Source organism: Paenibacillus sp. DCT19 (genome assembly GCF_003268635.1).
Lineage (GTDB): Bacteria > Bacillota > Bacilli > Paenibacillales > Paenibacillaceae > Paenibacillus.
The window spans coordinates 5,074,356-5,099,393 of the sequence record NZ_CP029639.1; the positions used below are offsets into that span (position 1 = coordinate 5,074,356).

Sequence of the window (25,038 nt, forward strand, 5' to 3'; positions counted from 1 at the left end):
ATACTATTTTGTTATATTATAGGTCTGCAAGACTATTTCTTTTTTCTCATCATATCGAAATAAGAAATAGGTTGATTTACTTTCATTTTCACACGTTGCAGTGGATGTCTTGCAGCATCTAGGACATTGCCTTCCTCATCCTGCAATTCTCCGACAACTTGTTTGAAGAATGTGCCACCTGGGCCGAAAAATTCGATCTGATCGCCCGGCTTGAAGTGATTGCGCTGTTGAATTGTCGCCATGCCAGTCGCAGCATCATAATCCATAACGAGTCCTGCGAAGTCGTAAGGAACTGCTTTTTCTTCTGGCTCATAGATATGATCCTCATGATCTGGTGTGTCATAGAAGAAACCTGTGTTTAGTGGACGGTTTGCAGCTTTATTCATCTCTTCAACCCATTCCGGTTTCAACACATAATTTTCTGGATCAGCCATATAAGCATCAATCGCTTGACGATATACGTTAACCACAGTAGCTACATAGTGAATCGATTTCATACGACCTTCGATTTTGAAGCTATCCACACCGACGTCGATCAATTCAGGGAGATGTCCGATCATGCATAGATCTTTGGAACCCATGGAGAAGGCATTATCCTGTTTTTCGAACAGTGGAATCTGATTCTCGCCCAGGTTAAATGGAGCAGGAGCTTGCATCTGCATCTCTTCTTCGCTGACCCATACACCTTCTTCTCGTGCGTCCTCAAATAGATCATATTTCCAGCGGCAGGATTGGCAACAGCCCCCGCGATTGGAGTCCCGGTCCGTAAAGTGATTGGATAATACGCAACGCCCAGAGTACGAAGAACACATTGCACCATGGATGAAAGCTTCGATCTCGATATCAACATGAGCCTTGATCTCTTCGATCTCCTCAAAGCTTGTCTCACGGCCTAGAACGACACGTGGCAGCCCTTCATCCTTCCAGAACTTCACGGCTTGCCAGTTAAGCGTTGATTGTTGGGTACTCAAGTGAACCTCAAGTCCAGGAACCGCACGCAGCGCCACATCAATAATAGCTGGATCTGCAACGATTACCGCTGAAATGCCGGCATTATACAAATTCTGAAGATACGCTTCAATCCCCTCGACATCTTCATTGTGTGCATAGATGTTCGTTGCCACAAACACTTTCGCGCCGTATTTCTTGGCAAACTCCACACCTTCGCGCATTTCCTCAAAGCTAAAATTGTCAGCATTCGAACGCAAGCCGTAGGCCTGTCCACCAATATACACGGCATCTGCGCCGTAATGGATTGCAAACTTCAGTTTTTCCAGATTCCCAGCCGGAGCAAGTAGCTCCGGTTTATCCAGACGGTTACGTTTGCCGGAGAACTTCCGCTGTACCGCCACTGTTTCCATTTTCTTCACCTCTTCTATTAATACACTTGTTCTTTGTAGAAAAATCCAAATGACAATTCCCGTTCAGGATCTTGCAATTCACGAACTTCATCTAACCACTCTTCGGAGAAGGCATATGCATCAGCATCTGAGATATAATGATCAATTGCTTTTCGGTAGGCTTTAACTACAGCTACATTGTAGGCTAGCGGCTTCAAAATGCCTTCAATCTTCAAGCTGTGCACGCCTGCCTCCATTAACAGATGTAGATCCTCCAAAATGCAAATATCCTCTGAACTCATAATATGTGTTCCGTTCACATCTTCATAGATGGGGAATTTCTCATCCCGTCGCTCAGCTTCAATCAAGAACAAACCACGCTCTTTGCCGAGATTCCCCTCCACAAGACGACCCTGATGTGACATATAACTCTGTACAAGGCTACGCTTGGAATGATAAATATTAGTCATCCCGTGTACCTGTACCTGAGCCTCTACTTTCAGAAAAGGAACCATCTCCGTCAGTTCGTCCATGTTCAGCTCGCGAGCCAACACGACACGACTGGCGCCTTTTGTCCCCCAGTAGTTGGCAGTGGCATAGTTGGTTGAAGTCATCTCTGCATTCCAATGCAGCTGAATGTGCGAAGCATATTCTCGAATAGCTCCAAGCACCGACGGATCATTGAACTCCACCCCGTGTACGCCGATTTTGCCCAGTGCTTGAACATACTCAGGTAATTCCTTCAGTAGATCGTTGGACATCAAGTTCGTCATAGATACATAGACACGTGCCTGATGTTTCGTCGCAAGTTCTACGACCTCTGCTGTCTCTTCTATAGTGAAGCTACCAGGAAGTCGCATACCGAATCGGTCATCCCCGATTAACAGGGCATCCGCACCTGCCTGTAACAGCACCTCTGCTTCATTTACATTCGCTGCTGTAACCAGCAGTTCATGTTTCTTACTCATATACATCCCCTCCGCTTATTGCGCAGCCTTGCTCTTGGCTATATTTTGCTGATGTTCCTTATACGTTTTGGCAAACAAATGCCCAGACGAACCGTCCTTTTTGGTTACATAAAACAGGTATTCTGAAGCTTCTGGTTGAAGAGCCGCCTGAATGGACGGAAGACTTGGACTTGCAATCGGACCTGGTGGTAAACCTTTGTTCAGATACGTATTGTAGGGACTCTCTACTTTTAGATCCTTGAAGAGCAATCTAGCCTTCGGCTTGTCCAATAAATATTGCACCGTAGCATCAATCTCCAGCTTCATATCCTGATGAATCCGATTATAGATCACGCCCGCAACTAGAGGACGTTCTGCATCAACTACAACTTCTCTCTCCACCAACGACGCGATGGTCAGCAACTCATGCAACGACAAGTTTTTCTCTTGCAGTTCTTTCTCCAGATCCGGAATCGAATTCACTCTAGTTTGGAACTCCTCCAGCATGCGCTGCATGACATCATGAGTGGAACTGTCCTTTTTGAGTTCATAGGTTTCAGGGAACAGATATCCTTCCAGTACGTACCGCAACTCTTCATCCACTGGAACATCTTTAATAATATCTACATCAAAGGCAGAAGGGTCATTGGCGAGCTTGATAAATTCTTCGCGATCCACAATGCCTTCTTCCGATAATTTATCCGCCATTTGCAGCACAGTATAACCTTCCGGAATCGTAAACTTCACCATTTCCTCGGGTACAACCTCACCATTATTCAGCTTGTTCACGATCTCCTCATATGACACACCAGGATTCATTGAATAGGTACCTGCCATAAAATTCGATCCTTGCTTCTTCCATTTCAAATAACCTTTAAAAGCTAAACCACTTCGAATAAGACCTTCTTGCTGTAGTTGTTCTGCAATTTTTGATGTTCCTGTTCCGCTTTTGATCTCAAAAACGATCGGCTCTGTTGAAGCTTCGAGTGGACGCATCATGTTCCAGGCATATGCACCAGCCCCACCAGCAGCTACAACAATGACAAGCAGAAGAATTAACCAACCTTTCCCTTTCAAAAAAGAAACAACTCCTTTACACAACCAAAAAGAGCGGACTTCTCCGCCCTTCCGGTTTCTTCAATTTGAAGCTGATTAATCTTCATCAATGGGAAGTGTACATTCATCGTATAATTCCGAGATGTTCTCCCACTCTTCATCATCGTCAATCGTTACTAACTCCGGCATGATCTGGTCTTCACTACCTGGCAATACTCTCAGAAGTTCAACTTCGTCATAAGGACGCAATGAGCTTCGAAGTACGGCGTATTGCTGACCATGCACCTCGAATTCAGCCAGCAAGTCGTAGGGATGTGATTTCCCGTTCTCTTCCTCGAGCTCAACATGAGCACCAAAAGCCAAACGCAGTGAATCTGTCCATTTTAGGTCTTTGCGGCTGTATTCAGTCATTTAGTTCGCTTCCTCTTCATCTTCTGCTAAGAATGTATTAAACGTCTCCTCAACGATATCCCATTCGGCATCATCTTGGATGACGAAAAGTTTAATGTCGTCGCCCTCTTCTTCGTAACGGAATGCATATACATCCGTCTCTCCATCCTCAGGCTCAACCGGAGCAACCATCATGTACTTGGCCTCCGAACCATCTACTTCAAACTTCATGATGACTTCGAATTCTTCTTCATTGCCCTCGTCATCCGCAATGTAAATAATCTCCGATTCTTCTTCCATACCCAGTTGATCTTCAGCCATTGTTGATCCCCCTCACCTTTTACTGTTGGCATCTAAATAGTTTTGCAAAATCAAGCTTGCGGCCATTTTGTCCACAACCTGCTTGCGTTTTTTCCGACTGACATCCGCTTCAATCAGCGTTCTTTCCGCTGCCATGGTTGTCAGCCGTTCATCCCAAAGGTGAACAGGTAAATTCAGTTCGCCCCGCAGGCGTTCGGCAAAATCAATACAGATTTCACCCCGCGGACCTACGGTGCCGTTCATGTTTTTGGGGAGCCCTACAACGATCTCGCTAATCTCGTGCTCGCGCACAAGCTCGGCAATTCGACCGAACTCACCTTCATCCCGGCGGCGTTCAAGCACTTCCAATCCCTGGGCAGTCCAACCGAAGGCGTCACTGACAGCAACTCCGATTCTTCGGTCCCCATAATCCAAACCTAATATTTTCATCATGCTCTCCCATCCTCAAGCCTGCTTAGGAGGACTACTCATCCTCTCTCTCAAGCTTCAGGCTGACTACTGTCGGTTCATTTCCCGCTGCCCTGCATGGGCTGCATCACAGCGGAAGCGGTGTACATTACCGGTGATTGGCCAGATAAGAACGTACAAGCTCTTCAATGAGCTCGTCGCGCTCTTTTTTCCGAACCAGGCTGCGTGCATTGTTGTGACGAGGGATGTATGCGGGGTCGCCAGAGATCAGATACCCTACAATCTGGTTGATTGGATTATACTCCTTATCGACCAATGCATCATATACCGTGAGAAGAATCTCTTGGGAGGATGCCTCCTGCTCGTCACCTTTCACATTAAATTTAACCGTCTTATCCATGGAGTCCATTGATGACACCTCGCTCCTGCATGAACATGGGGACCATGTCCTGCCGAATTGATTTCTGCTTATATAATAACATATTCTGACTGTCACGAGTAAACAAAGGAGAAGCGAATTGTGTTTTTTGCTTGACTGTTACGATTTACAGCATGTTGTTCCTGTCATTTCGTAGCTGAAAGCAGAAATTATATTCGCTTCATCCTCTGTAAATGTTTGATTCAACGCATATCGATTGAATTAAACCGCCTGCTCGCTTACAAGTGATACAGCCAATTTCAGTGCTTCATCCAGCTTGGATGCGTCCTTACCACCAGCTTGTGCCATGTCTGGACGTCCACCGCCACCGCCACCGCACACAGCTGCAACTTCCTTAACAATTTTACCTGCATGAAGACCTTGCTTCACTTGCTCTGCAGGTACAGCGACAACAAAGTTTACTTTACCATCTGCGGGAGCACCTAGTACGAGGACTGCATTAGGCAGTTTCGCTTTCAGTTCATCCGCTACGGTCCGCAGTGCATCCATGTTCGGAGCATCTACACGAGCTGCTAATACTTGTGTGTTACCAGCTTGTACGACTTGGTCAGTGAGTTGACCTGCTTCCATAGCACTGAGCTTGCTTTGAAGAGATTCTGCTTCTCTTGCTGCTTCTTTCAATTGTTGATTCAAGCCTTCAATCCGTTTAGGTACATCAGCAACATTTGCTTTGAGCAAAGTAGCCGATTGTTTCAACAGTTCTAGCTGACTCTCAACATAGAGATATGCACCACGACCCGTAACAGCTTCGATACGGCGCACACCGGAACCAATTCCGCTTTCGCTTACTAATTTGAAAATTCCAATCTCCGATGTATTATTTACGTGGCAACCGCCGCAAAGTTCCAAACTGTAGTCTCCTACTTGAACTACACGCACGATATCTCCGTATTTTTCACCAAATAGCGCCATTGCGCCCATTTCCTTGGCTTCATCGATCGCCTTCAATTCAATGTTCACGTTCAAGCGATTCCAGATCTGTTCGTTAACCTGACGCTCGATCTCCGTCAATTCTTCCGGTGTAATGCTGCCGAAGTGAGAGAAGTCGAAACGCAGACGTTGTGGTTCAACCAATGATCCTGCTTGATTAACGTGAGTTCCCAGTACATCCTTGAGTGCTTTGTGCAACAGGTGGGTTGCGGTATGGTTTTTGATAATATCTCCACGTTTGGACGCATCCACTTCTGCTTTAACGACATCACCCACACGCAGCTCACCAGCTTCTACCACGACCATATGCACATGTTGTCCCATTGGAGCTTTGAACAAGCCTTGAACTTTAGCAGTCATATTAGCTCCGCGCAACAAACCTTGGTCACTAACTTGTCCACCACTTTCCGCGTAGAACGGTGTTTGGTCAAGGATGACCTGGCAAGACTGCCCTTCACCGACAGCATCCACAAGCGCTTCGTCAGCAACAATAGCTACCACTTTTGCTTCCTTCAACAGGTCAGTATAACCAACAAACTCGCTTTTAACCTCCAGATCAGCAAGAGGGCCACCTTGAGCCTTCATACTTTCGTTCTCCTGACGACCTGCACGTCCAAGATCACGTTGACGTTGCATCGAAGCATCGAATCCTTCACGATCTACCGTGAGACCATTCTCAGCTGCATAGTCTTCTGTAAGGTCAAACGGGAATCCGTAAGTGTCATACAGTTTGAAAGCTTCTGGGCCACTAATAACAGTGCGTCCTTCCGCTTTAGCTGCTGCACTAATATCAGCCAGAATCGCCAAACCATCGCTAAGTGTTTCGTGGAAACGCTCTTCTTCCGTTTTGATGACTTTAGCAATGAACTCTTGCTTCTCCACCACTTCTGGATAGTACACGCCCATAACCTCACCGACCGTTGTTGTCAGTTCATATAGGAACGGACGGTCTAGTCCAAGCACTTTACCGTAACGCACTGCACGGCGGAGCAAACGACGGATAACATATCCGCGGCCATCATTACCTGGCAAAATGCCATCACCTACAGCAAAAGAAACCGTACGGATGTGATCCGCAATAACTTTTAGTGCAACGTCAATTTCGACGCTATCATTATATTTAACACCAGCAAGTGCCGCTGTTCTTTGAATCATCGGTTGGAACAGATCCGTATCGAAGTTGGAATCCACATTTTGAAGAATGGAAGCAAACCGCTCGAGGCCTGCACCTGTATCAATGTTTTTGTTCGGAAGCGGGGTATAGCTGCCATCTTTATTGTGATTGAATTGGGAGAATACCAAGTTCCATACTTCGAGATAACGTTCATTCTCTCCACCTGGGTACATCTCTGGATCATTCATGTCGTTGCCATAAGCTTCGCCGCGATCGTAGAAAATCTCCGTACATGGTCCACAAGGGCCTTCACCAATGTCCCAGAAGTTCTCGTCCAGCTTAATAATCCGCTCTGCAGGCAGACCAATCTTTTCATTCCACAGTTTGAACGCTTCTTCGTCTTCTGGATATACCGTTACGGACAGACGCTCTGGGTCGAAACCAATCCACTCTTTGCTTGTCAGGAACTCCCATGCCCACTCGATCGTCTCTTCCTTGAAGTAATCTCCAATGGAGAAGTTACCTAACATTTCGAAAAATGTGTGGTGACGGCGCGTTTTGCCGACATTTTCGATATCATTCGTACGAATACATTTTTGCGAGTTCGCAAGACGTGGATTCTCCGGCTTCTCACGACCGTCAAAATACGGTTTGAGCGGCGCCATACCTGCATTAATCCACAACAAGGATGGATCATTGTGAGGTACAAGGGATGCACTTGGTTCAATTTTATGACCTTTACTTGCAAAAAACTCTAACCATTTAGACCGGATTTCACTAGCTTTCATGTTGGTCTTCCTCCAATTTAATTATAATGTCCGGTGCTGTAACTCCCCGGTTTGTTAATCATGATCATGCGATAAAAACAACACAAAAAACGCCCCTGATTATATCAGGGACGATGTTATCGCGGTACCACCCTGGTTATTGCCATTTATCCAGGATAAATAGACAATCGCCTCGTTGATGCGAATAACGGTCGCTTCCGGCAGGGTTGTCCTGCACTCCGAAATTAGCTTTCTGCCGCTTCGACTTTCTAGACTCTTCCAGCCATCAGGCAGATTCAACTCTGCTCCGAAGAAGTCTATTCTCTGAGAAAGGAAACCCGGCATACTTGATTTCATCATCGTTTTCATAGTCTAAACATACACCTTCATTATATCGGTATGCCTTTCAGGTGTCAACGCACGCCACTTCCGCTTCCAGACTGGCTTTATTCAATCCTCCGCTTGATATAGTATGCGAAGAAATGCTGCATAATCACTTTCAGGACGGCAAAGACAGGTACAGCGAGAATAAGTCCAACAATGCCAGCCAGCTCTCCCCCAACGAGAAGGGCAAAGATAATCGACAGCGGATGCAGGTGCAATGTTCGCCCGACCACTTGTGGAGATATGACGTTACTTTCTAATACCTGACATAACGTATTAACGATGACCACGAACAGCACCATTTTGAGAGATACGGTGGACGCCATTACGACTGCAGGCGCCGCCCCCAGGAATGGCCCTAGATAGGGAACGATGTTAAACACAGCAACAATGCTTGCCAGCAATAAGGCATATGGCATATCGACAATGACATAACCAATATAGGCGAAGATTCCTACGATCACACACACGATAAACTGCCCACGAATGTAATTGCCTAGTGCTGCATCAATCTCTTTCATGACTGAAACAATGGCCTTGCGACGTGAGCGGGGTAAGTAGGCAACAACGGTACGCTCAAACACTTCAAAGTCCTTAAGCATATAGAAAATAAGAAAAGGCACGATAAATACATTGAACAATACATTAATGGTTGCTCCGATATTATCCATCAGCACCGTAATCCCTTGCGTCAGCCGATCTTCCATCTGAAAAAACCAGCTATTCATGCCTGTGCGCACACTTGGCGGCATTAACTTGTTATCCATGCTATTCATCAAACTTTGGGCTCGCATCGAAAGCTCGGGCATATGTTCATTCAACTCTTCCAGTTGTTCAATCAATACAGGGATTACATTCATCAAGATTACACCGATGCAAGTCAGGAAAAAGGCATAGATCAGCAGTACAGCAATTGTCCGCGGCACTTTACGCCCACCTAGCATACTTACGATTGGATTCAGAACATAAGATATGATCAGAGCTACAATAAAAGGCGCCAGAACTGTTTTCAGAAATCCATATATATGAAGTAACAACGGCCTTAACAGCCAGATAAAATATAAAATAATCAAGCCCAGCAACAGCCAGATGGCGTAACGGAACAGCTTGTGTTTGGTTAATTGCTCCACTTGTATCTCTCCCTTTTGGACTGGCTCTGAAAGTCAGTATATGTAGGAAAGAGAATATTTATTAATAGGACGTGTCTCAAAACTCGCTGAAGTGCATCTTTTACCGCATTTTCGCCCCTGCTGCATACTTCGAATTTTTCAGACACGTACTAGAGGTTGTTCAAAAAAAGCCCGAAACCGTATTTATTGAACACGCACTATATCTAAACGCAAAAAAACGCCTCCTTCTCACTGAGAAGGAGGCGCATGTTGTAATCCGGTCGAGCATATATTATGCCATACTCTATGAATTACTATGTAACCACACATCTATATGCCCTGTCCTGCATATCGCAACAGCATTTAACGACAGAAACTGTCATCAAACCGCATATAGAGGAAGTTCATTGACTTTAAGTACGTGTTCAAAAAGGTCGGTTTTCAGTACCAAGAAGATGGGATGAAGCTAGAAATGGAGTAGCGGAGCGTAGGCAAAACTACGTGAGCAACTACATTGTTTCCTACGGAAACAAGCTTCGTAAGCCTCCACTTATTTCGGCTGAATCCCATGTTCGACGTTGAGATGCCACTCGCGCATCTTTCGTAATCAAAAGCGGACTTTTTGAACAACCTCTTTAAGAAGATGCGTGCAGGTGAGGGAAGTCTTGTGGCAACTCTTCACCGAAGAACAAGTCATCGAGTGAGCTAAGTGTGCCGTCTTCTTCTACCTGGTACACAGACATCTTCTCTCCGTTCACCGTTAATTCGATAAAGCAACCCCAGCAATAAAACTGGTGGGAACCAATTTTCCCGATATCTTTGGAACTACAGTTTGGACATTTCATATTCATTCACCTATCCATTAACAGAATGAATGGCATTTTCCAAGCGCTGCTCACTCAGTGGAGGTACCATAACGGCATTTTCCCCGATAGACATATCGCTTGTACATGGCAGCCATTTACGGCCCTCAATCAAATCGGACACGAACCCGTCCGTAATTTCAATCCCTATTATTGTATTTCCCAACTCTTGGTCAAAATAAACATCAGAGATTCGTCCTAACAACAATCCCTCTTCAGTAAGTACAGATCTCTCCTTCAATTTAGACTGACCGAGAAGGTACGTATGTTTTATGTCGTCGGCTCCCGTCTTGCGGACAGCCTGTTGATTACGGATCATGACGGCATCTTCGCCGTAGGCAACGATATCTTGCCACTGCACGATTTTGACATGACTGGTAAACAGGCCTTTGTTCTCAAGTTCAATGCCTTCAATTTTCCAATCGTCACTCACAATGAAATCCTGGATTTTGCCGACCTGTTTGCCATCCTCAACATCAAAAACAGCTAGACCGATCATTTCCTGAAGCTTCATCGTAGGGTCCCCCTCATCTTCTTATCATTAAATAGGCGCGGTGTTATCCTTGTTAGGTATGCCCAAAGCTTATGAATTGCAATCAGATACCCACATCCAAACCGCTCTATCCAACCGATGAAATGGAACTTCTTCCCTCCTTATGTCCCAGTGTAAAGATCCCCTTAGGGTCTATTACGCAGTCGCCCAAGAATGGTTCCAATTTTTTCGGCGGTTATCCTGATTTCTTCCGTAGTATTACCCAATCCCCAACTAAAACGAATCGCTGAGTGCAAAAATGCCTCTGGAAGCTTCATCGCTTTGAGTACATGGGACAATTCAAGAGAACCCGATGTACATGCCGAGCCGCTGGCAACAGCGATCCCCTCCATATCGAGGTTCATTAACATCGTCTCTGTGGACACTTCCGGGAAGCTGATATTTATAATGTTGGGAAGCGTAAATTCGGGGTGGCCGTTCACATGAAAATGCTCTGTTCCCACGTGCTGCTCCAACTGTTGAAGCAATAATGCTCTAAGCTGCAGATCATGCTCGTAACGCATTTGTTGTTCTGCCGAAACAAGTCGTAATGCTTCAGCGAATCCGGCAATGCCCGCCATGTTCTCTGTTCCTGCACGTCTCTGCCGCTCCTGCAACCCTCCGTGTGCTCTTGCTTCCAGCACGATTCCACGCCGCACATAGAGTGCACCGACACCTTGTGGTCCATTGATTTTGTGAGCAGAGAAGCTAATCAGATCCACAGGCAAATCATGGCATGAGATCTGTTGTGTACCCAGTGCTTGAACCGCATCGGTATGGAACCAGATATCATGTTGTCTTGCAAGCTCACCAATCTCACGTATCGGCTGAATTGTTCCTACTTCATTGTTGGCAAACATAATCGTAATCAGAATTGTGTCTGGACGAATCGCATCACGTAATTCATCCACGTTAATTCTTCCATACTGATCAACAGGCAGATAAGTTACTTCGTATCCTTGACGCTCCAATTCCTGACATGTATGCAATACAGCATGGTGTTCAATAGCCGTTGTAATGACATGACGTCCACGATCTTTTCTTGCTGATACGGCACCAAAAACAGCTAGATTATCACTTTCCGTTCCACCTCCGGTGAACACCAGCTCATCTGGCAAACAGCCCAAAGCCTTCGCTACAGCATCTCTCGCGCCGCTGACAACGCGTTTGGCATCACGTCCAAATGCATGAATGCTGGATGCATTACCATATTGCCCTGTCATAACTTTCATCATCGCTTCTGCGACCTGTGGATGCATTGGTGTGGATGCAGCATGATCCAGGTAGATTCTTTGCATTTCACTTCACTCCGTTTATCGTTAAATTACGAATTCGCAATTAAATTACATGTATACACATACGACTTAAATAGCTCGTTGCATGGCTAAAGCCCCATAATGGGGGCTTTATTATGTGTGATCTCTGATGCTCGTCATCTTATTTAGATATAGAACATGTAGCTATCTTTTTTCTCCTGATCCTCGAACGAAATGAGATCCTTCAATGTTGTAGAGTCCAGCACCTCTGCAATGCTATCACGAATACGCAGCCACAGATCTCGCTTAGCTGGGTCATCCTCTTCGGTGAAGTCCACCGGGGAGATTGGTCCTTCTAGAACGCGGATCACGTCACCTGCGGTTACTGTTGCAGGATCGCCTGCGAGAATGTAGCCACCGTAGGCACCGCGAATACTTTTAACCAGTCCTGCATTACGCAGCGGAGCGATCAATTGCTCCAGATAATGCTCGGAGAGCTGGTTGCGCTCGGCAATGCTTTTAAGTGATGTAGGGCCTTCGCCTGTTCTGGCAGCCAGCTCCATCATGATTGTGAGACCGTAACGGCCTTTTGTTGATATCTTCAAAGGAGTCACCTCTTTCAATTTTCGAAAAAACGCACGATAAATCTTAACTTACCCTATGTGATTCATGACCGTCTTTCCCTTACTGTGTGGTTAAGGATGGGAAAATACAGGTCTTATACTTCTAATCCTACGTATTCCGATCATAACCCTCAGCTAATGTTAACATATCTGTCTGTGTTATGGAAAACAAAGATTGACGATTTTCAAAAAATGTACGCCTACAGTGGACACTATCCAAAGTTAGCCGGGTGTATCGTAACTTAGACCGGGTTATGCTAGAATAAGAAAAGCGTCTATTGACGTGCTTCACAGAAGCTTGATCGCATTCAGCCAAAATGTTTCTTACCCTATTTAGAAAGATGGTGCTCCGAGACTTACACTTTCTGATATGATAAGGAACGAGAACGAAACACATTTATTTATAGAAGTGGTGATAACGATGTCCAAAACAATTGAAAATACACGGGTCGTCGTTGGCATGTCCGGGGGTGTCGATTCTTCCGTAACTGCGCTCCTATTGAAAGAGCAAGGATACGATGTCATCGGCATTTTCATGAAAAACTGGGATGACACAGACGAGTTCGGCCACTGTACCGCTGAAGAAGATTCAGAGGATGTGCGCCGGGTATGTGAACAGATCGGCATTCCATACTACACTGTCAACTTCGAGAAAGAATACTTTGATAAAGTATTTTCCTATTTCCTTGATGAATATAAGTCAGGTCGCACGCCAAATCCTGATGTCATGTGCAACCGCGAGATCAAGTTCGGCGAATTCCTTAACAAAGCGCTTGATCTGGGTGCAGATTATGTAGCAACAGGTCACTATGCCCGCCTGGTTGAAGAGGATGGCCAATTCAAACTGCTGCGTGGTGTGGACAATAACAAGGATCAGACTTATTTCCTTAACGCACTCAATCAGAACCAGCTATCCAAAGCAATGTTCCCAATCGGTCATCTTCCCAAACCGGAAGTGCGTAAAATCGCTGAAGCAGCCGGTCTGTACACTGCGAAGAAAAAAGATAGCACAGGTGTCTGCTTTATTGGCGAGCGCAACTTCAAAGAGTTCCTGAGTAACTACCTACCTGCCAAAGGTGGAGATATGGTAGATATCGTTACTGGTGAAGTAAAAGGTCGCCATGATGGCCTCATGTACTACACACTTGGACAACGCCAAGGTCTCGGAATTGGTGGGTCTGGTAATGGTGAGCCTTGGTTTGTTGCTGATAAGGATCTGGAGCGTAATCAACTGCTTGTTGTACAGGGCGATGCCCATGCAAGCTTGTACTCAACAGGTCTCACAGCAACCGGTGTAAACTGGATTGCTGGTGCAGAGAAGGTGCCTAACGTACCATTCCGCTGTACCGCAAAATTCCGCTATCGCCAGCCAGATCAAGGCGTAACGCTGACATGGCAAGAAGACGGTAGTGTCGATGTACAATTCGACCAGCAGCAAAAAGCCATTACACCAGGACAAGCTGTCGTTTTCTACGACGGAGAAGTGTGTCTGGGCGGCGGAACGATAGATCAGGTGCAAAAAGTACCTGTACCCGCAATGCAATAAAAACGCTCTTTATGATGTACTGTAGGGCTGTTTGCACAGTCCTTCCTTCCTCATAAAGAAAGCCTTGTATCTCGATAAGAAAAGCCATCTTTCATGTATACCATGAAGGATGGCTTTTTTCCTGCTTTTTATTGCAAAAAAAATAAATTTTTCTATCTTGGCAACCCGACTGATTTTCCCGCTCGTCACCCGACCCAGGTTCCTACATAAGCGGCGGTTACACCTAGCACAACTGAACTAGCTACATACACAGCAGCTCGGGCATACCTTGCTTGATTCAACAAGCCAAGTGTTTCATATCCGAAGGTGGAGAAGGTAGTATATGCTCCGCAGAACCCTGTACCTCCTACCACCCATAACCAATCCGGTATTATCGCCGACTGATGCCAGCTATACAGCAAACCCAATAATAGAGAACCACTGATATTAATCATCCAGGTTCCCCACGGAAATCCTGTACTGATGGAGCCCGTAATCCATTTTCCGAGACTATAACGAAGCACTGCACCCACCATACCGGCACACCCAATCCACAGGATCATGAAGCACCTCCTGCCGACGATTTGCTGAGCATACGATGTCCAATTTTCATGCCAAGCCCACAGAGAAGCAGTCCTGCAACCAAACTAACTAACAGGTATATGAGAGCTCTCTCCCATAGTCCTCCCTCGATCAACCGCACGATATCTAGACTGAACGTGGAAAATGTAGTGAACGCCCCTGTAAATCCAGTGCCGATTGCTAGGCGGAGTTGAGGTGTTATTTTACCCGGGACAGCAACGGTGAAGAACCATCCCAGGAACAAGCTGCCAAGCGCATTAATCAACAGCACCGCCCAAGGAAAACCTTCATTCGCTGCAGGCATCCAGACCTGTACTCCATACCGGGTAAGTGTTCCTACCAATCCACCACACGCCACATATATGAATTCTTTCATAATTACAGATCTCTGCGTCGCTGTTGATTCAGCCGAATTTTCGATTCATTCCCCTGCTCTGTCGCTTCGTAAAATACACGGCGTGATAGTTGCTTAGGTAGGTATTCCTGCTTCACATAATGTCCTGGATAGTTATGCGGGTATTGATAACCTTCATGTCCAAGTTTGACTGCACCAGAGTAATGCGTATCCCTCAAATGAAGAGGAACCTCTGCCGATTTCACTTCATCAATGGCATTCATCGCTTTGGATATGGCCGTATAAACCGCATTCGATTTAGGGCTCTCTACCGCGAATAGAATCGCTTGAGCAATGTTCAGCTTGGCTTCAGGCCATCCGTTGTTCCGGTATGCATCCAATGCGCCAATGGCTTGTGTCATCGCTTGTGGATTAGCAAGTCCAATGTCCTCACTGCTCGCTGCAATCAGGCGACGAATAAACGTCATCGGGTCCATGCCGAGCTTCTCCACTGCATATAAAAACCAGAATAACGCCGCATCACTAGAACCACGAATACTCTTGTGGAAGGCAGATAACACATCATATTGCGTTGATTCATCCGCTTTTACGATGGGACGCCGAATCGACTCCTCCGCTACACCAAGCGTAATATGAATCGTACCATCCTTCTCCGGTGGTGTCGTCAGGGCAGCCAGTTCAAGTGCATTTAACGCTCGGCGAATATCCCCATTAGCCATCGTAGCAATATGCTCCAACGCTTCCTCGTCTACCTGCAGCTCCATAAAGCCTAGCCCTTTGTCCGCATCCGCAAGCGCACGACGCATCGCAATTAGAGAATGCTCCTTGTTCAAGGACTCTAACTGGAACAGGGTGGAACGACTCATTAAGGCTCCATTAACATAGTGAAAGGGATTCTCCGTCGTAGCTCCGATAAAAATAATGGTGCCTTTCTCAACTGCCGGAAGAAGAGCATCCTGTCTAGAGCTATTGAAGCGATGAACTTCGTCCAGAAACAGAATCGTTTTGGAACCATACAGCTGTTTGTTCGTCTGCGCCTGTTCGATCACTTCACGCACATCTTTGACAGAGGCATCCACTGCGTTAAGACGCACAAACTGCCCTTGTGTATGCTTGGAGATGATGTTGGCAAGAGTTGTTTTGCCACAGCCTGGAGGGCCGTATAATAAGATGGAGGAAATCTGATCCGCTTCGATTGCACGTCGCAGCAATTTCCCCTGTCCGATAATGTGTTCTTGTCCAATATATTCATCAAGCTGCTCTGGCCGCATCCGGTCAGCGAGCAGTCTTGCCTGTGGCTGTGAATCTTGTTGAAATGAAAATAAATCCATAACCTATCACTTCCTTAACTAATGACCTCTACTCTCTATCATATCATACTCTTTCGGTAACAAATCCATAAATGCACGTAGAGCACTACTCACAAAGGCATCTTTGCGAGTGATAAAATACGTCATCATATGACTCATACCCAAAGGAAGTGAATGTTTACGCAATAATCCTTGTTGCAAATGATGTCGAATTACAATTTCAGGTAACAATGAAATCCCCATACCTGAAGTCACCCCACTAATGATGGCTTCAAGCGTACCAAACTCCATAATTACGGGACGATTAACACCATTGCTTCGTAGCCAGTCTTCTAAAATTTGACGGTAGGAGCACCCCATACTGTACACTAAAACAGGCTTCTCAACGAGTTCTTGATTCTCTGGACGAATGCCAGAGGATACAATAAATAATTCCTCTTCGTAGACGGGTACCCCGGAAAGATCAGGATGATCACATAAGCAGCTTATAAAAGCTCCTTCCAGTTCATATCCCAGCACCTGATCTATTAGATATTGTGAGTTGCCTGTGCTTAATGACAGGGAAACCGATGGATACAGCGTATAATAACTCGCAAACAGTTCTGGCAATCGTACAGCCGCAGCCGTCTGTGTAGAGCCTATTCGTAGCGGGCCTGTTGGCTCATTGGTGGCCCATAGTGCTTTCTCTGCCTCATTCAGTAATCCGATAATCTTATCGGCATAGGTAAGCAACAACTCCCCCGCAGGAGATAATGTCATCCCCCGATTATGACGAATGAATAATAACGTACCGACCTCGGCCTCCAGGTATTTGATTCTTGCTGTGACATTGGACTGCACATATCCCAGGCGCTCCGCTGCCTTGGTTAGATTGCCTTCCTGGGCTACAACTTGAAATATTCGTAGATCTCCGCTCTCCATATGATCATCATATCCTCCTCACTTGACATCATTATTAATGATACCAAGATCACTAACAATCATTATACAGCATGACAGATCAGCCCTACAATTGAGGATATCAGGATACAGCACATAACCGTTGCTGGTCAGATTTTGTAACGTAATTCATTTAAAGGAGTACTTTTGGTATGAAAACCGGACGATACACACTACTGATTATCATCACTACGTTCATTATGGGAACTTCATTTCCTGTTGGTAAAATAGGCATGCACTACGCTCCGCCCTTCTTGCTTATGGGACTGCGTTATATCCTAGCCAGCATCATAATGGTCTATATTGTGCGTAAACGCCCGCTGCCCGTAGGATGTCGACAATGGTTCCAGGTAGCCTTGATCGGACTATTCCAGTCCGCCGGTGTCATGGGCTGCGCGTACTACAGTATGAATTGGATCACTTCGGGAGAGTCAGCCATTCTGACCTTCACTAATCCCCTACTGGTCATTCTATTCAGTGCAGTTTTATATGGGGTGAGCTACCGCTTGAGCCAGTGGGCTGGTGTGCTGCTAGGTTTTATAGGAGTTGTGTTAACGTTTGGTCTGCAGCTGAGCGTAAGTCCTGGAACATGGATTGGTCTTGCCGGCTCCTTTTGTTTTGCCGTGTCCACATTACTGATTAAACGCTGGGGAGCTGCGCAGGATACATTTGTACTTACCGCATACCAAATGCTCGCTGGTGGCATAGCTCTCCTGATCTTAAGTGCTTGGACGGAAGAACCCCATTTTGTTCTAAATGTGACCTCTGTCTTTGTCCTGCTGTGGCTGGCACTCATCTGTTCGATCATTCAATTCTCACTCTGGTTCTATCTGCTACAACACAGTGATCCCGCCAAAACAAGTTCTTTCCTCTTCTTGGCTCCGTTCTTTGGTGTACTTTCAAGCTGGATTTTGCTATCCGAACGCATGGCGTGGATGATGGGTGTAGGTGGATCGTTCATCTGTATCGGTATTTATCTGGTCAATCGACGTCAACGTATGATACAGCTGAGTACAACGAATTCGTAATAGCTGACATAAGTAGCTAGTACGAGTGGTCATACATGGGCTCTAAACGAACGGTCAGCACAAGTAGACAGTACGAATAAGTAATATGAGTAGGTAATACCAGTAACTTATACAAGTACAAAAAAAGTCATGGGGCTCTCTAAGCACCATGACTTGTCGCATTTATTTATCGATGAATCAATTTCATCTCGCTCTAAACTTCAGGCCACTGCTGAATCGATACCAGGTCACCGTCCGAATTATGCGTTGCAGAAGCATAAGCTGGTAGATCACCTTCATGAAACAGCCATAGCTCATGCAAGGCACGTGTACACCCTACATATAGCAACTTCGCATCCCCTGCATTAGGCAGATAATGCGTCTGATCCACATCCGCCACAATGGCTGCATCAAACTCCAGCCCTTTGGACAAATACACAGGCAGGACGGAGTGACCACCAGTATACTCTTTTTTGCCGCCATCAATCAGATTAAGCTCCCACCCCGCCTGCACTAAATCACGATGTAACTCCTTCGCTTCATGCAAGGTACGCGTTAGAATAGAAACTGTCCGATAATCCTTGACTGTGAGCAGCTTCAAAGCACGCTCTAGACTCGCAGTCCGCCCCTCACTACCATAAGGCAGTGTCCGGACAGGATCACCACTCCGAAACACAGGGATCGCTGTAATCCCACTCTTAACGCCCTGTTCCAGAATGGTATTCGCATAATCAATGATCTCCATTGTCGAACGATAACTACGTGTTAGTGCAAAATAAGCATTCTGCTCTGCTGGAAACAAAGAACTCATCTCTTCCCATGTGTGTACACCACGGTACTCATGAATGCCTTGCGAGAGATCGCCAAGAATCGTGAAGGAATGCCCTTTTACAAACAGATCCAGCAATGCCACGTGAAACGGGGAAAAATCCTGCGCTTCATCAATAACGACGTGATCGAACCGATCATTGCCTTCGATATCATTAACCAACGTATGAATATAAACGAGCGCAGGCAAATCCTCTTCCCGCACACGATTTTCCTTCAGGTCTGCTGCCGTCTGCTTCATAACCATCTTCGGAATCGCTTGCTGTGCAGATGCTGGTACTGAACCACCTTTAATCACTTTGAACAATTGCTTATACAGCGTTAGCGGCTCATATTGCGGCCACTTTTTGGCATAAGCCTTTTCCCGGGTAGCTGCTTTCTTTTTGCGTTCCTTGCGTACAGCCTCCGGTGCAGGTTTTTTGAGTTCCATCTCAATCCAGCGATGAATACGTGCCATGACGCGTTCTTTTCGTTTGGCGAGTGGGTAGTGCTTGTATTCGTCTCCAAACCAACCCTCGATCTCGGCTTTACTGAGCACTGCCCCATCCCATGGGCTGAAGTCCATATCTGGCACGGAATCCTCTTCCATCCCGGACAGCCATTCCTTAATCAGCTCCATGAAGCGGATCGATCCTTTGTAGCGCCCAGGAACATCATCATTCAGCTCAGGACGAGCGGCTGGTGTTTCGAACCATGTGTTTAATGTCTCCGCCGTATCTGCCAAAGGCATCTCTAGACCGAGCAGATTCATCGCCCAATCCGGGAAAGTTTGCTGCTGGATATCACCTACACCCAGTTCGGGCAGTACATCGGAGATGTAGTCAAGGAACATATGGTTCGGTGCAAAAATAACCATTTTCTCCGCAGATACCTGCTCCTTATATTGATACAGCAAGAAGGCAAGGCGGTGCAGGGCAACTGTTGTTTTTCCAGATCCAGCCACACCCTGGATAATCAAAGCGGTGTTTCTTGCCGCCCGAATGATCTGATCCTGCTCTGCCTGAATAGTAGAGACAATATCACGAAGCTTGTTATCCTTGTTCTCACCCAACCGATACACGAGGAATTCATCCGATACGGCTGGCTGGTCGCTGTCGCGATTATACGTATCTGCCACACGCTCCAATATCCGCTGCCGAATGACAACGTTTCGTTTCAAGTACACTAGACCTTCAATAAGCCCTTCCGGGGCTTCATACGTAGCGGAGGCTTCACCTCCTGTAAAAGAGTAAAACAGACTCGCGACAGGAGCACGCCAATCGATGACGAGCGGATGCTCGCCCACCTCTTCGCGGTCTACGCCGATCTTGCCAATATACAGCGGTTTCCGTGCACCGCTGCCCTGCTCTTCGAAATCCAAGCGTCCGAAATAGGGTTGCTGCGCGCTCTTGGACAAGGCGGTGCGGCGCTCTTCGCGTCCCGCTTCCAACACTTGCTCTGTGAAGTCGTGGCCGGTATAGACCGGAACATTCCGCAGTCGTTCCAACTGACGATCCACTTCCTCCATCGTTCGCTCTAACCTGTACTCTTCTTCTTGATAGGCACTTTGAAAGCTGTCTGACATGTTTCAGTTACCTCCTAAGAATATGTTTGCTCTGCATAGCCAATCACTGACCACGCAAAAGGATACCCAATATATCACATTGATCTGCAAAAAGCTACAGGCACACCCCATACCAGCAAACTAAAAACCGCTGTTCTCGTTTGTAAGAAACGAAAGAACAACGGTGTATAGCTTCAGCTTGTTGAATATCTGTGGTGAAATACGCACAACTGTACCTGTAATTAGAAATTAATTATTCTGACCTTCCTGAGCCACAAACTGTTTCTGAGCCAGCTCACGGTACACCGGATGATTGCTGATCAATTCCGCATGTGTTCCTGTTCCAGTCACATGTCCATGCTCCAACACAACAATCTGATCCGAATCGACGACCGTAGACAACCGGTGTGCAATCACAATCGTAGTTCTTCCCTCCATAAGATTGGACAAGGCCTGTTGAACTTCATGTTCTGAGGTACTATCCAAGCTGGATGTCGCTTCATCCAACATGAGAATATCCGGGCTGCGGAGCAGTGCACGAGCAATAGCGATCCGTTGACGCTGGCCCCCAGATAACTTGATACCCCTTTCGCCCACTTCTGTCTCATAACCCTGAGGTAGCTTGTCGATGAAGTCAGCCGAATACGCCATCTCCGCAGCCCGCCTGATCTCATCCATCGTAACCTCACGAGTCAAGCCGTATGTAATGTTGTCCTTGACCGTACCAGCCATGAGCGGACTTTCCTGTGATACATACCCGATCTTGCCCCGCCAAGAGGATAAAGAATACTCCGAAATCTGTTGTCCACCATACGAAATGTGACCTGAATCCGGCATATAGAACTGCTCCAATAAGGAGAACAACGTCGATTTACCACTCCCACTTGGTCCAACAATAGCCGTTACCTTCCGTGTAGGAACCGTTAGATCAATTCCATGTAGCACTTCTTCCCCTGTGACATAGGAAAAATGCACATTGTGAAATTCAATGGTTTCATTCCCCTTAGGCGCTACCTTTGTGCTGTGGTTCTGTTCTTCTTCATCGGCAAGAATAGCCTGAATGCGTTCCGTTGCTCCGACTACCTTTTGCAAACGAGAATATAATGTCGTGAACTGTCCCATAGGCATGATGACTTGGAACAAGAGCAGTATGAAAGCTACCAGCTCTCCTGGCGACAGAATACCAGACGCTACGCGCATTCCCCCAACACCTAGAATAACGACCAACACAGCCGTCATGACAAATGAAAACAACGGACCGATCAGAGCCAGAATGCGTGCTTCCTGCAAACCAAAAGCAAACATTTTGCGAATCCGGGAATCTCCTGCTTCTGCCTCCTGTTTCTCCGTACCATAGGCTTTAACCAATCGAATCTCGCCAATCACTTGGCTAAGTACCGACGTCAGACCCGCCATCTCATCCTGCTGTTTCTTGGAGATCTTGTACATCTTCTTCCCAACCGGTAACAAAATTAATAACGTAAGTGGCACAAGACTTAGGATAATGAGCGACATCACCCAATCCAGATAAAATAACAACGCCACCCCACCAATAACGGCAATGATATTAGATACAAACGATACAAGATAATCCGCAATTAAAGTCATGATCTGACTTGTATCATTGGTGATCCGACTCATCGTATCCCCGGTGCGATTGCGGTCAAAATACGGCATTCGTAGAGATAACACCTTGTTCCATAGCTTGGTTCGCAATGTTGCGACCACTCGTTGCCCTGCATAATTCAACATATAAATACTGATGCCCGAAGCAATGGCCTGAATGACAAATGCCCCAACCAATAACATAATAATGGACTTATCCAGTGCGGAAGTCGTCAGTCCATCGATCAGACCCTTGGTCATCAGAGGCACAATCAGTCCGGCTGTAGTCTGAATCAAAGTCAAAATGAGAGCCAGAACCAGAATTAATTTGGGTGGATTCGTGGAAGCGATGAGCTTAACGAAATCCTTAAATCCTTTTTTCCAACCTTAGGCTCATTCAATTCTTGTTGTTGCTGCTCTTCCATTCCCGTTCCTCCCGTTCTCATCTACCTAGGATCATACGTATGAACTTACATTAGGTTCCTGCCCTTTTACAACACCCCATGCAGCACGAAATTAGCCAAAAATAAAATGGAGATACCATACATCACTACCGGCACCTGTTTCCCTTGACCTGCGGCCAGCTTCGCTAGTGGATAAGCGATGAATCCAAACGCCATACCATCCACGATACTATACGTAAAGGGAATCATGACCATGATTAAAAAGGCCGGGAATGCCTCTGTGAAGTCGCCAAAATCCATGTCCTTCACACCTTGTACCATCAAACCACCTATAATAATTAAGATCGGTGCAATCGCACTATCTGGAATATAACCAAGCAATGGGATGAAGAAAAAGGTTGCTCCGAACAGCAATGCTGTCACGAGCGGTGTCAAACCCGTGCGGCCCCCTGCAGCAATACCAGCAGTCGTCTCCGCTGCCGCAACCGGCGGGCTGCTTCCGAATATACCTGCCAGCACCGTGCTAATGGAGAGTGCCCGTAGACTGCCTTTGAATCGTTCCGGGCGGCCAATCATCTGCGTCTGAGCGGTAATGAGTCCAATATTTTCGAACACTACAATGAGTAACAATAGGAACACGGCAATCCAGAAAGCGATGTCCGCCAGCTTCATCAATGATAACTCGCCAAACAAGTCCCATACTGGCGTAGCGCCTCCATTGCAGATACCGACTCGCCTGGGTGTACTGCACCGAGGACATAGGCAAGTCCTGTACCAATCAGAATACTGATGAGTAATCCACCTTGTACATTACGGATAAACAAAATTACCGCAAGAATTAGCGTTACGCAGGCAGTAATTACATTTGGATCGTTGAAATGCCCAATTGCTACAAACGTAGTCTGGTGCGCGATTACGATCCCGCTTTTTGCAAACCGATGAACGTCAAAAACAAGCCAATCCCTACGGTAATACCATGCTGTAGATTTTTGGGGATTGCTTCGCTGATTATTTTATATAATGACGTGAATGCAACGATTGCAAACAACACCCCTGTAACGGCTACAACAGCCAGCGCTTCCTGCCAGCTCAGCTTCATCGAATGTACCAATGTATACGTAAAGAAAGCATTAATCCCCATACCAGGCACAACCACAATAGGCGACTTCCCGCCAAATGCCATAAGTAAACAACCTGCAATAGATGTGAGTAACGTGCCTACCATAGCCGCCTGTAATGGCATTCCGGCATCAGATAGAATTGTAGCATTGACCATAACGATATAGACCACGGCAAAGTAAGAAATGGCTCCTGCCACAATCTCCTTTTTCCACTGATCCCCGGCTCGATACCGAGTCGTCTGGACATCCATCCATGTTTCATTCGTTCTATTCCCCTCTCAAGCTGCGAATCTCTATGTATTTATCATCATTTCGCACAGCAATCCATATCATACACGGTTTTCACATTGAAGTACATGACGTAATCCTGACATATCTAAATGCACGTCTAATTCACTTATCACAGCATATACGTGACTGATATAGATGGGTATGTCGATTGAGCTTTTCAGAAGATAGGTAGTAAACAAACACCAAAAAACGCAGGTGCACAAAGGCACCCACGTTCTATAAGGTAGAGGAATTTATTCAATAGATATACCTCTTACTTGCTGCTTGCTTCTTATTGTTTCTGTTATGCCTCTTGCTTCTCTGCTTTTTCAAGCAGTTCTTTCACCGCAACGCTGACCATAATCAGTCCAGCTACCGGTGGAACAAAGGCATTACTCGCTGGTGGCTGTTTGGCTTTACGTATTTCTGGTGCGTTCTCCGGTACGATTTTCTGCGTAACATCTGCGCGTGGTTTGAGTGGCTCTTCTGTTGAGAATACCACCTTCACGCCTTTTTTGATACCGTCTTTACGAAGCTTCGTACGCACTACACGAGCAATCGGGTCCATGGATGTCTTGGAAATATCCGCAACCTGGAATTTCGTCGGATCCATTTTATTTGCCGCACCCATGCTGGAGATCACTGGAATGTTACGTTTCAGGCACTCTTTAATGAGGTGGACTTTATAGATGATTGTGTCGGATGCATCCAACACATAATCCAATTCATATTTGAACAGTTCCTCGTACGTTTCTTCCGTGTAAAACATATTCAGCGCAATCGCATCACACTCAGGATTGATCAGCTTCACCCGTTCAACCATCAGATCGGCTTTTTTCTGACCTACGGTTGTTGTCAACGCGTGAATCTGGCGGTTGATATTCGTGATATCCACCACGTCTTTATCAATCAGGATGATACGTCCAATACCGCTGCGCGCAAGGGCTTCTACTGCAATACCGCCTACGCCGCCAATGCCGAGTACAGCTACGGTACTATTTTTGAGAGCATCTAGACCTGCAGGTCCGATGGCCAGCTCTGTTCTGGAAAATTGATGGAGCATTGAGATC

22 protein-coding genes and 1 pseudogene are annotated in these 25,038 nt (G+C 46.2%); 2 read left to right on the forward strand and 21 right to left on the reverse strand.

The annotated features are described in order from the left end of the window. Positions 1 to 32 precede the first annotated feature (32 nt). From DMB88_RS23185 to DMB88_RS23245, 13 genes are all read right to left on the reverse strand, one after another. A complete protein-coding gene (locus tag DMB88_RS23185; protein WP_128103250.1) occupies positions 33 to 1,361 on the reverse strand; it encodes a peptidase U32 family protein in 1,329 nt (442 codons plus the stop codon). Between the two features lie 17 nt (positions 1,362 to 1,378). Then, positions 1,379 to 2,308 carry a peptidase U32 family protein gene (locus DMB88_RS23190; RefSeq protein ID WP_128103251.1) on the reverse strand — a complete coding sequence of 310 codons (930 nt, stop codon included), beginning with the start codon at positions 2,306 to 2,308 and terminating at the stop codon, positions 1,379 to 1,381. A 15-nt stretch (positions 2,309 to 2,323) separates the two neighbouring features. Further along, positions 2,324 to 3,364: an endolytic transglycosylase MltG gene (gene mltG / locus DMB88_RS23195; protein WP_128103252.1), complete on the reverse strand. Its 1,041-nt coding sequence runs from the start codon at positions 3,362 to 3,364 to the stop codon at positions 2,324 to 2,326. 75 nt (positions 3,365 to 3,439) lie between these two features. Next, positions 3,440 to 3,754 carry a DUF1292 domain-containing protein gene (locus tag DMB88_RS23200; RefSeq protein ID WP_128103253.1) on the reverse strand — a complete coding sequence of 105 codons (315 nt, stop codon included), beginning with the start codon at positions 3,752 to 3,754 and terminating at the stop codon, positions 3,440 to 3,442. Then, positions 3,755 to 4,054, reverse strand: a complete 300-nt coding sequence (locus DMB88_RS23205) for a DUF1292 domain-containing protein (RefSeq protein WP_024633075.1) — start codon at positions 4,052 to 4,054, stop codon at positions 3,755 to 3,757. A 12-nt stretch (positions 4,055 to 4,066) separates the two neighbouring features. Then, positions 4,067 to 4,483, reverse strand: a complete 417-nt coding sequence (gene ruvX, locus DMB88_RS23210) for a Holliday junction resolvase RuvX (RefSeq protein ID WP_174715350.1) — start codon at positions 4,481 to 4,483, stop codon at positions 4,067 to 4,069. A 127-nt stretch (positions 4,484 to 4,610) separates the two neighbouring features. Beyond that, on the reverse strand, positions 4,611 to 4,871 hold the full coding sequence (locus tag DMB88_RS23215) for an IreB family regulatory phosphoprotein (protein ID WP_090915537.1): 261 nt from the start codon (positions 4,869 to 4,871) through the stop codon (positions 4,611 to 4,613). 231 nt (positions 4,872 to 5,102) lie between these two features. After that, a complete protein-coding gene (alaS, locus tag DMB88_RS23220) occupies positions 5,103 to 7,733 on the reverse strand; it encodes an alanine--tRNA ligase (RefSeq protein WP_128103255.1) in 2,631 nt (876 codons plus the stop codon). Between the two features lie 425 nt (positions 7,734 to 8,158). After that, a complete protein-coding gene (locus DMB88_RS23225; protein WP_128103256.1) occupies positions 8,159 to 9,226 on the reverse strand; it encodes an AI-2E family transporter in 1,068 nt (355 codons plus the stop codon). A 614-nt stretch (positions 9,227 to 9,840) separates the two neighbouring features. After that, positions 9,841 to 10,050 carry a hypothetical protein gene (locus DMB88_RS23230; RefSeq protein WP_024633070.1) on the reverse strand — a complete coding sequence of 70 codons (210 nt, stop codon included), beginning with the start codon at positions 10,048 to 10,050 and terminating at the stop codon, positions 9,841 to 9,843. A 10-nt stretch (positions 10,051 to 10,060) separates the two neighbouring features. Further along, complete coding sequence (locus DMB88_RS23235; RefSeq protein ID WP_128103257.1) at positions 10,061 to 10,582, reverse strand: PRC-barrel domain-containing protein; 522 nt, start codon at positions 10,580 to 10,582, stop codon at positions 10,061 to 10,063. 164 nt (positions 10,583 to 10,746) lie between these two features. After that, positions 10,747 to 11,898, reverse strand: coding sequence for a cysteine desulfurase family protein (locus DMB88_RS23240; RefSeq protein ID WP_128103258.1), 1,152 nt, complete (start codon positions 11,896 to 11,898; stop codon positions 10,747 to 10,749). Between the two features lie 143 nt (positions 11,899 to 12,041). After that, complete coding sequence (locus DMB88_RS23245; RefSeq protein ID WP_128103259.1) at positions 12,042 to 12,461, reverse strand: cysteine metabolism transcriptional regulator CymR; 420 nt, start codon at positions 12,459 to 12,461, stop codon at positions 12,042 to 12,044. Between the two features lie 439 nt (positions 12,462 to 12,900). On the opposite strand from DMB88_RS23245, the gene mnmA reads away from it, so the two are divergent. Next, a complete protein-coding gene (gene mnmA / locus DMB88_RS23250) occupies positions 12,901 to 14,025 on the forward strand; it encodes a tRNA 2-thiouridine(34) synthase MnmA (RefSeq protein ID WP_128103260.1) in 1,125 nt (374 codons plus the stop codon). Positions 14,026 to 14,210: 185 nt separating this feature from the next. On the opposite strand, the gene crcB (DMB88_RS23255) is transcribed toward mnmA, so the two are convergent. The 4 genes from crcB (DMB88_RS23255) to DMB88_RS23270 are packed head-to-tail and all read right to left on the reverse strand — an operon-like array spanning position 14,211 to position 17,172. Beyond that, positions 14,211 to 14,567, reverse strand: coding sequence for a fluoride efflux transporter CrcB (gene crcB, locus DMB88_RS23255; protein WP_128103261.1), 357 nt, complete (start codon positions 14,565 to 14,567; stop codon positions 14,211 to 14,213). After that, entirely contained in the window at positions 14,564 to 14,962 is a 399-nt protein-coding gene (crcB, locus tag DMB88_RS23260; RefSeq protein WP_128103262.1) for a fluoride efflux transporter CrcB, read from the reverse strand. Before crcB (DMB88_RS23260) ends, crcB (DMB88_RS23255) begins: the two co-directional genes overlap by 4 nt. A 2-nt stretch (positions 14,963 to 14,964) precedes the next feature. Then, complete coding sequence (locus DMB88_RS23265; RefSeq protein ID WP_128103263.1) at positions 14,965 to 16,272, reverse strand: replication-associated recombination protein A; 1,308 nt, start codon at positions 16,270 to 16,272, stop codon at positions 14,965 to 14,967. A gap of 18 nt (positions 16,273 to 16,290) precedes the next feature. Further along, entirely contained in the window at positions 16,291 to 17,172 is an 882-nt protein-coding gene (locus tag DMB88_RS23270; RefSeq protein ID WP_128103264.1) for a LysR family transcriptional regulator, read from the reverse strand. A 170-nt stretch (positions 17,173 to 17,342) separates the two neighbouring features. Between DMB88_RS23270 and DMB88_RS23275 the strand changes: the two genes are divergently transcribed. Continuing rightward, a complete protein-coding gene (locus DMB88_RS23275) occupies positions 17,343 to 18,218 on the forward strand; it encodes a DMT family transporter (RefSeq protein WP_128103265.1) in 876 nt (291 codons plus the stop codon). A gap of 193 nt (positions 18,219 to 18,411) precedes the next feature. Here DMB88_RS23275 and DMB88_RS23280 read toward each other — a convergent pair whose 3' ends face one another. From DMB88_RS23280 to DMB88_RS23295, 4 genes and pseudogenes are all read right to left on the reverse strand, one after another. Continuing rightward, the gene (locus tag DMB88_RS23280; RefSeq protein WP_128103266.1) at positions 18,412 to 20,589 is read right to left on the reverse strand and encodes a HelD family protein; all 2,178 of its coding nucleotides are present in this window, start codon (positions 20,587 to 20,589) and stop codon (positions 18,412 to 18,414) included. A 228-nt stretch (positions 20,590 to 20,817) separates the two neighbouring features. Next, complete coding sequence (locus tag DMB88_RS23285) at positions 20,818 to 22,476, reverse strand: ABC transporter ATP-binding protein (RefSeq protein WP_254438321.1); 1,659 nt, start codon at positions 22,474 to 22,476, stop codon at positions 20,818 to 20,820. A gap of 188 nt (positions 22,477 to 22,664) precedes the next feature. Beyond that, a pseudogene (locus DMB88_RS23290) lies at positions 22,665 to 23,960 on the reverse strand (NCS2 family permease). A gap of 312 nt (positions 23,961 to 24,272) precedes the next feature. Continuing rightward, positions 24,273 to 25,031, reverse strand: a complete 759-nt coding sequence (locus tag DMB88_RS23295) for a tRNA threonylcarbamoyladenosine dehydratase (protein WP_128103267.1) — start codon at positions 25,029 to 25,031, stop codon at positions 24,273 to 24,275. Positions 25,032 to 25,038 lie beyond the last annotated feature (7 nt).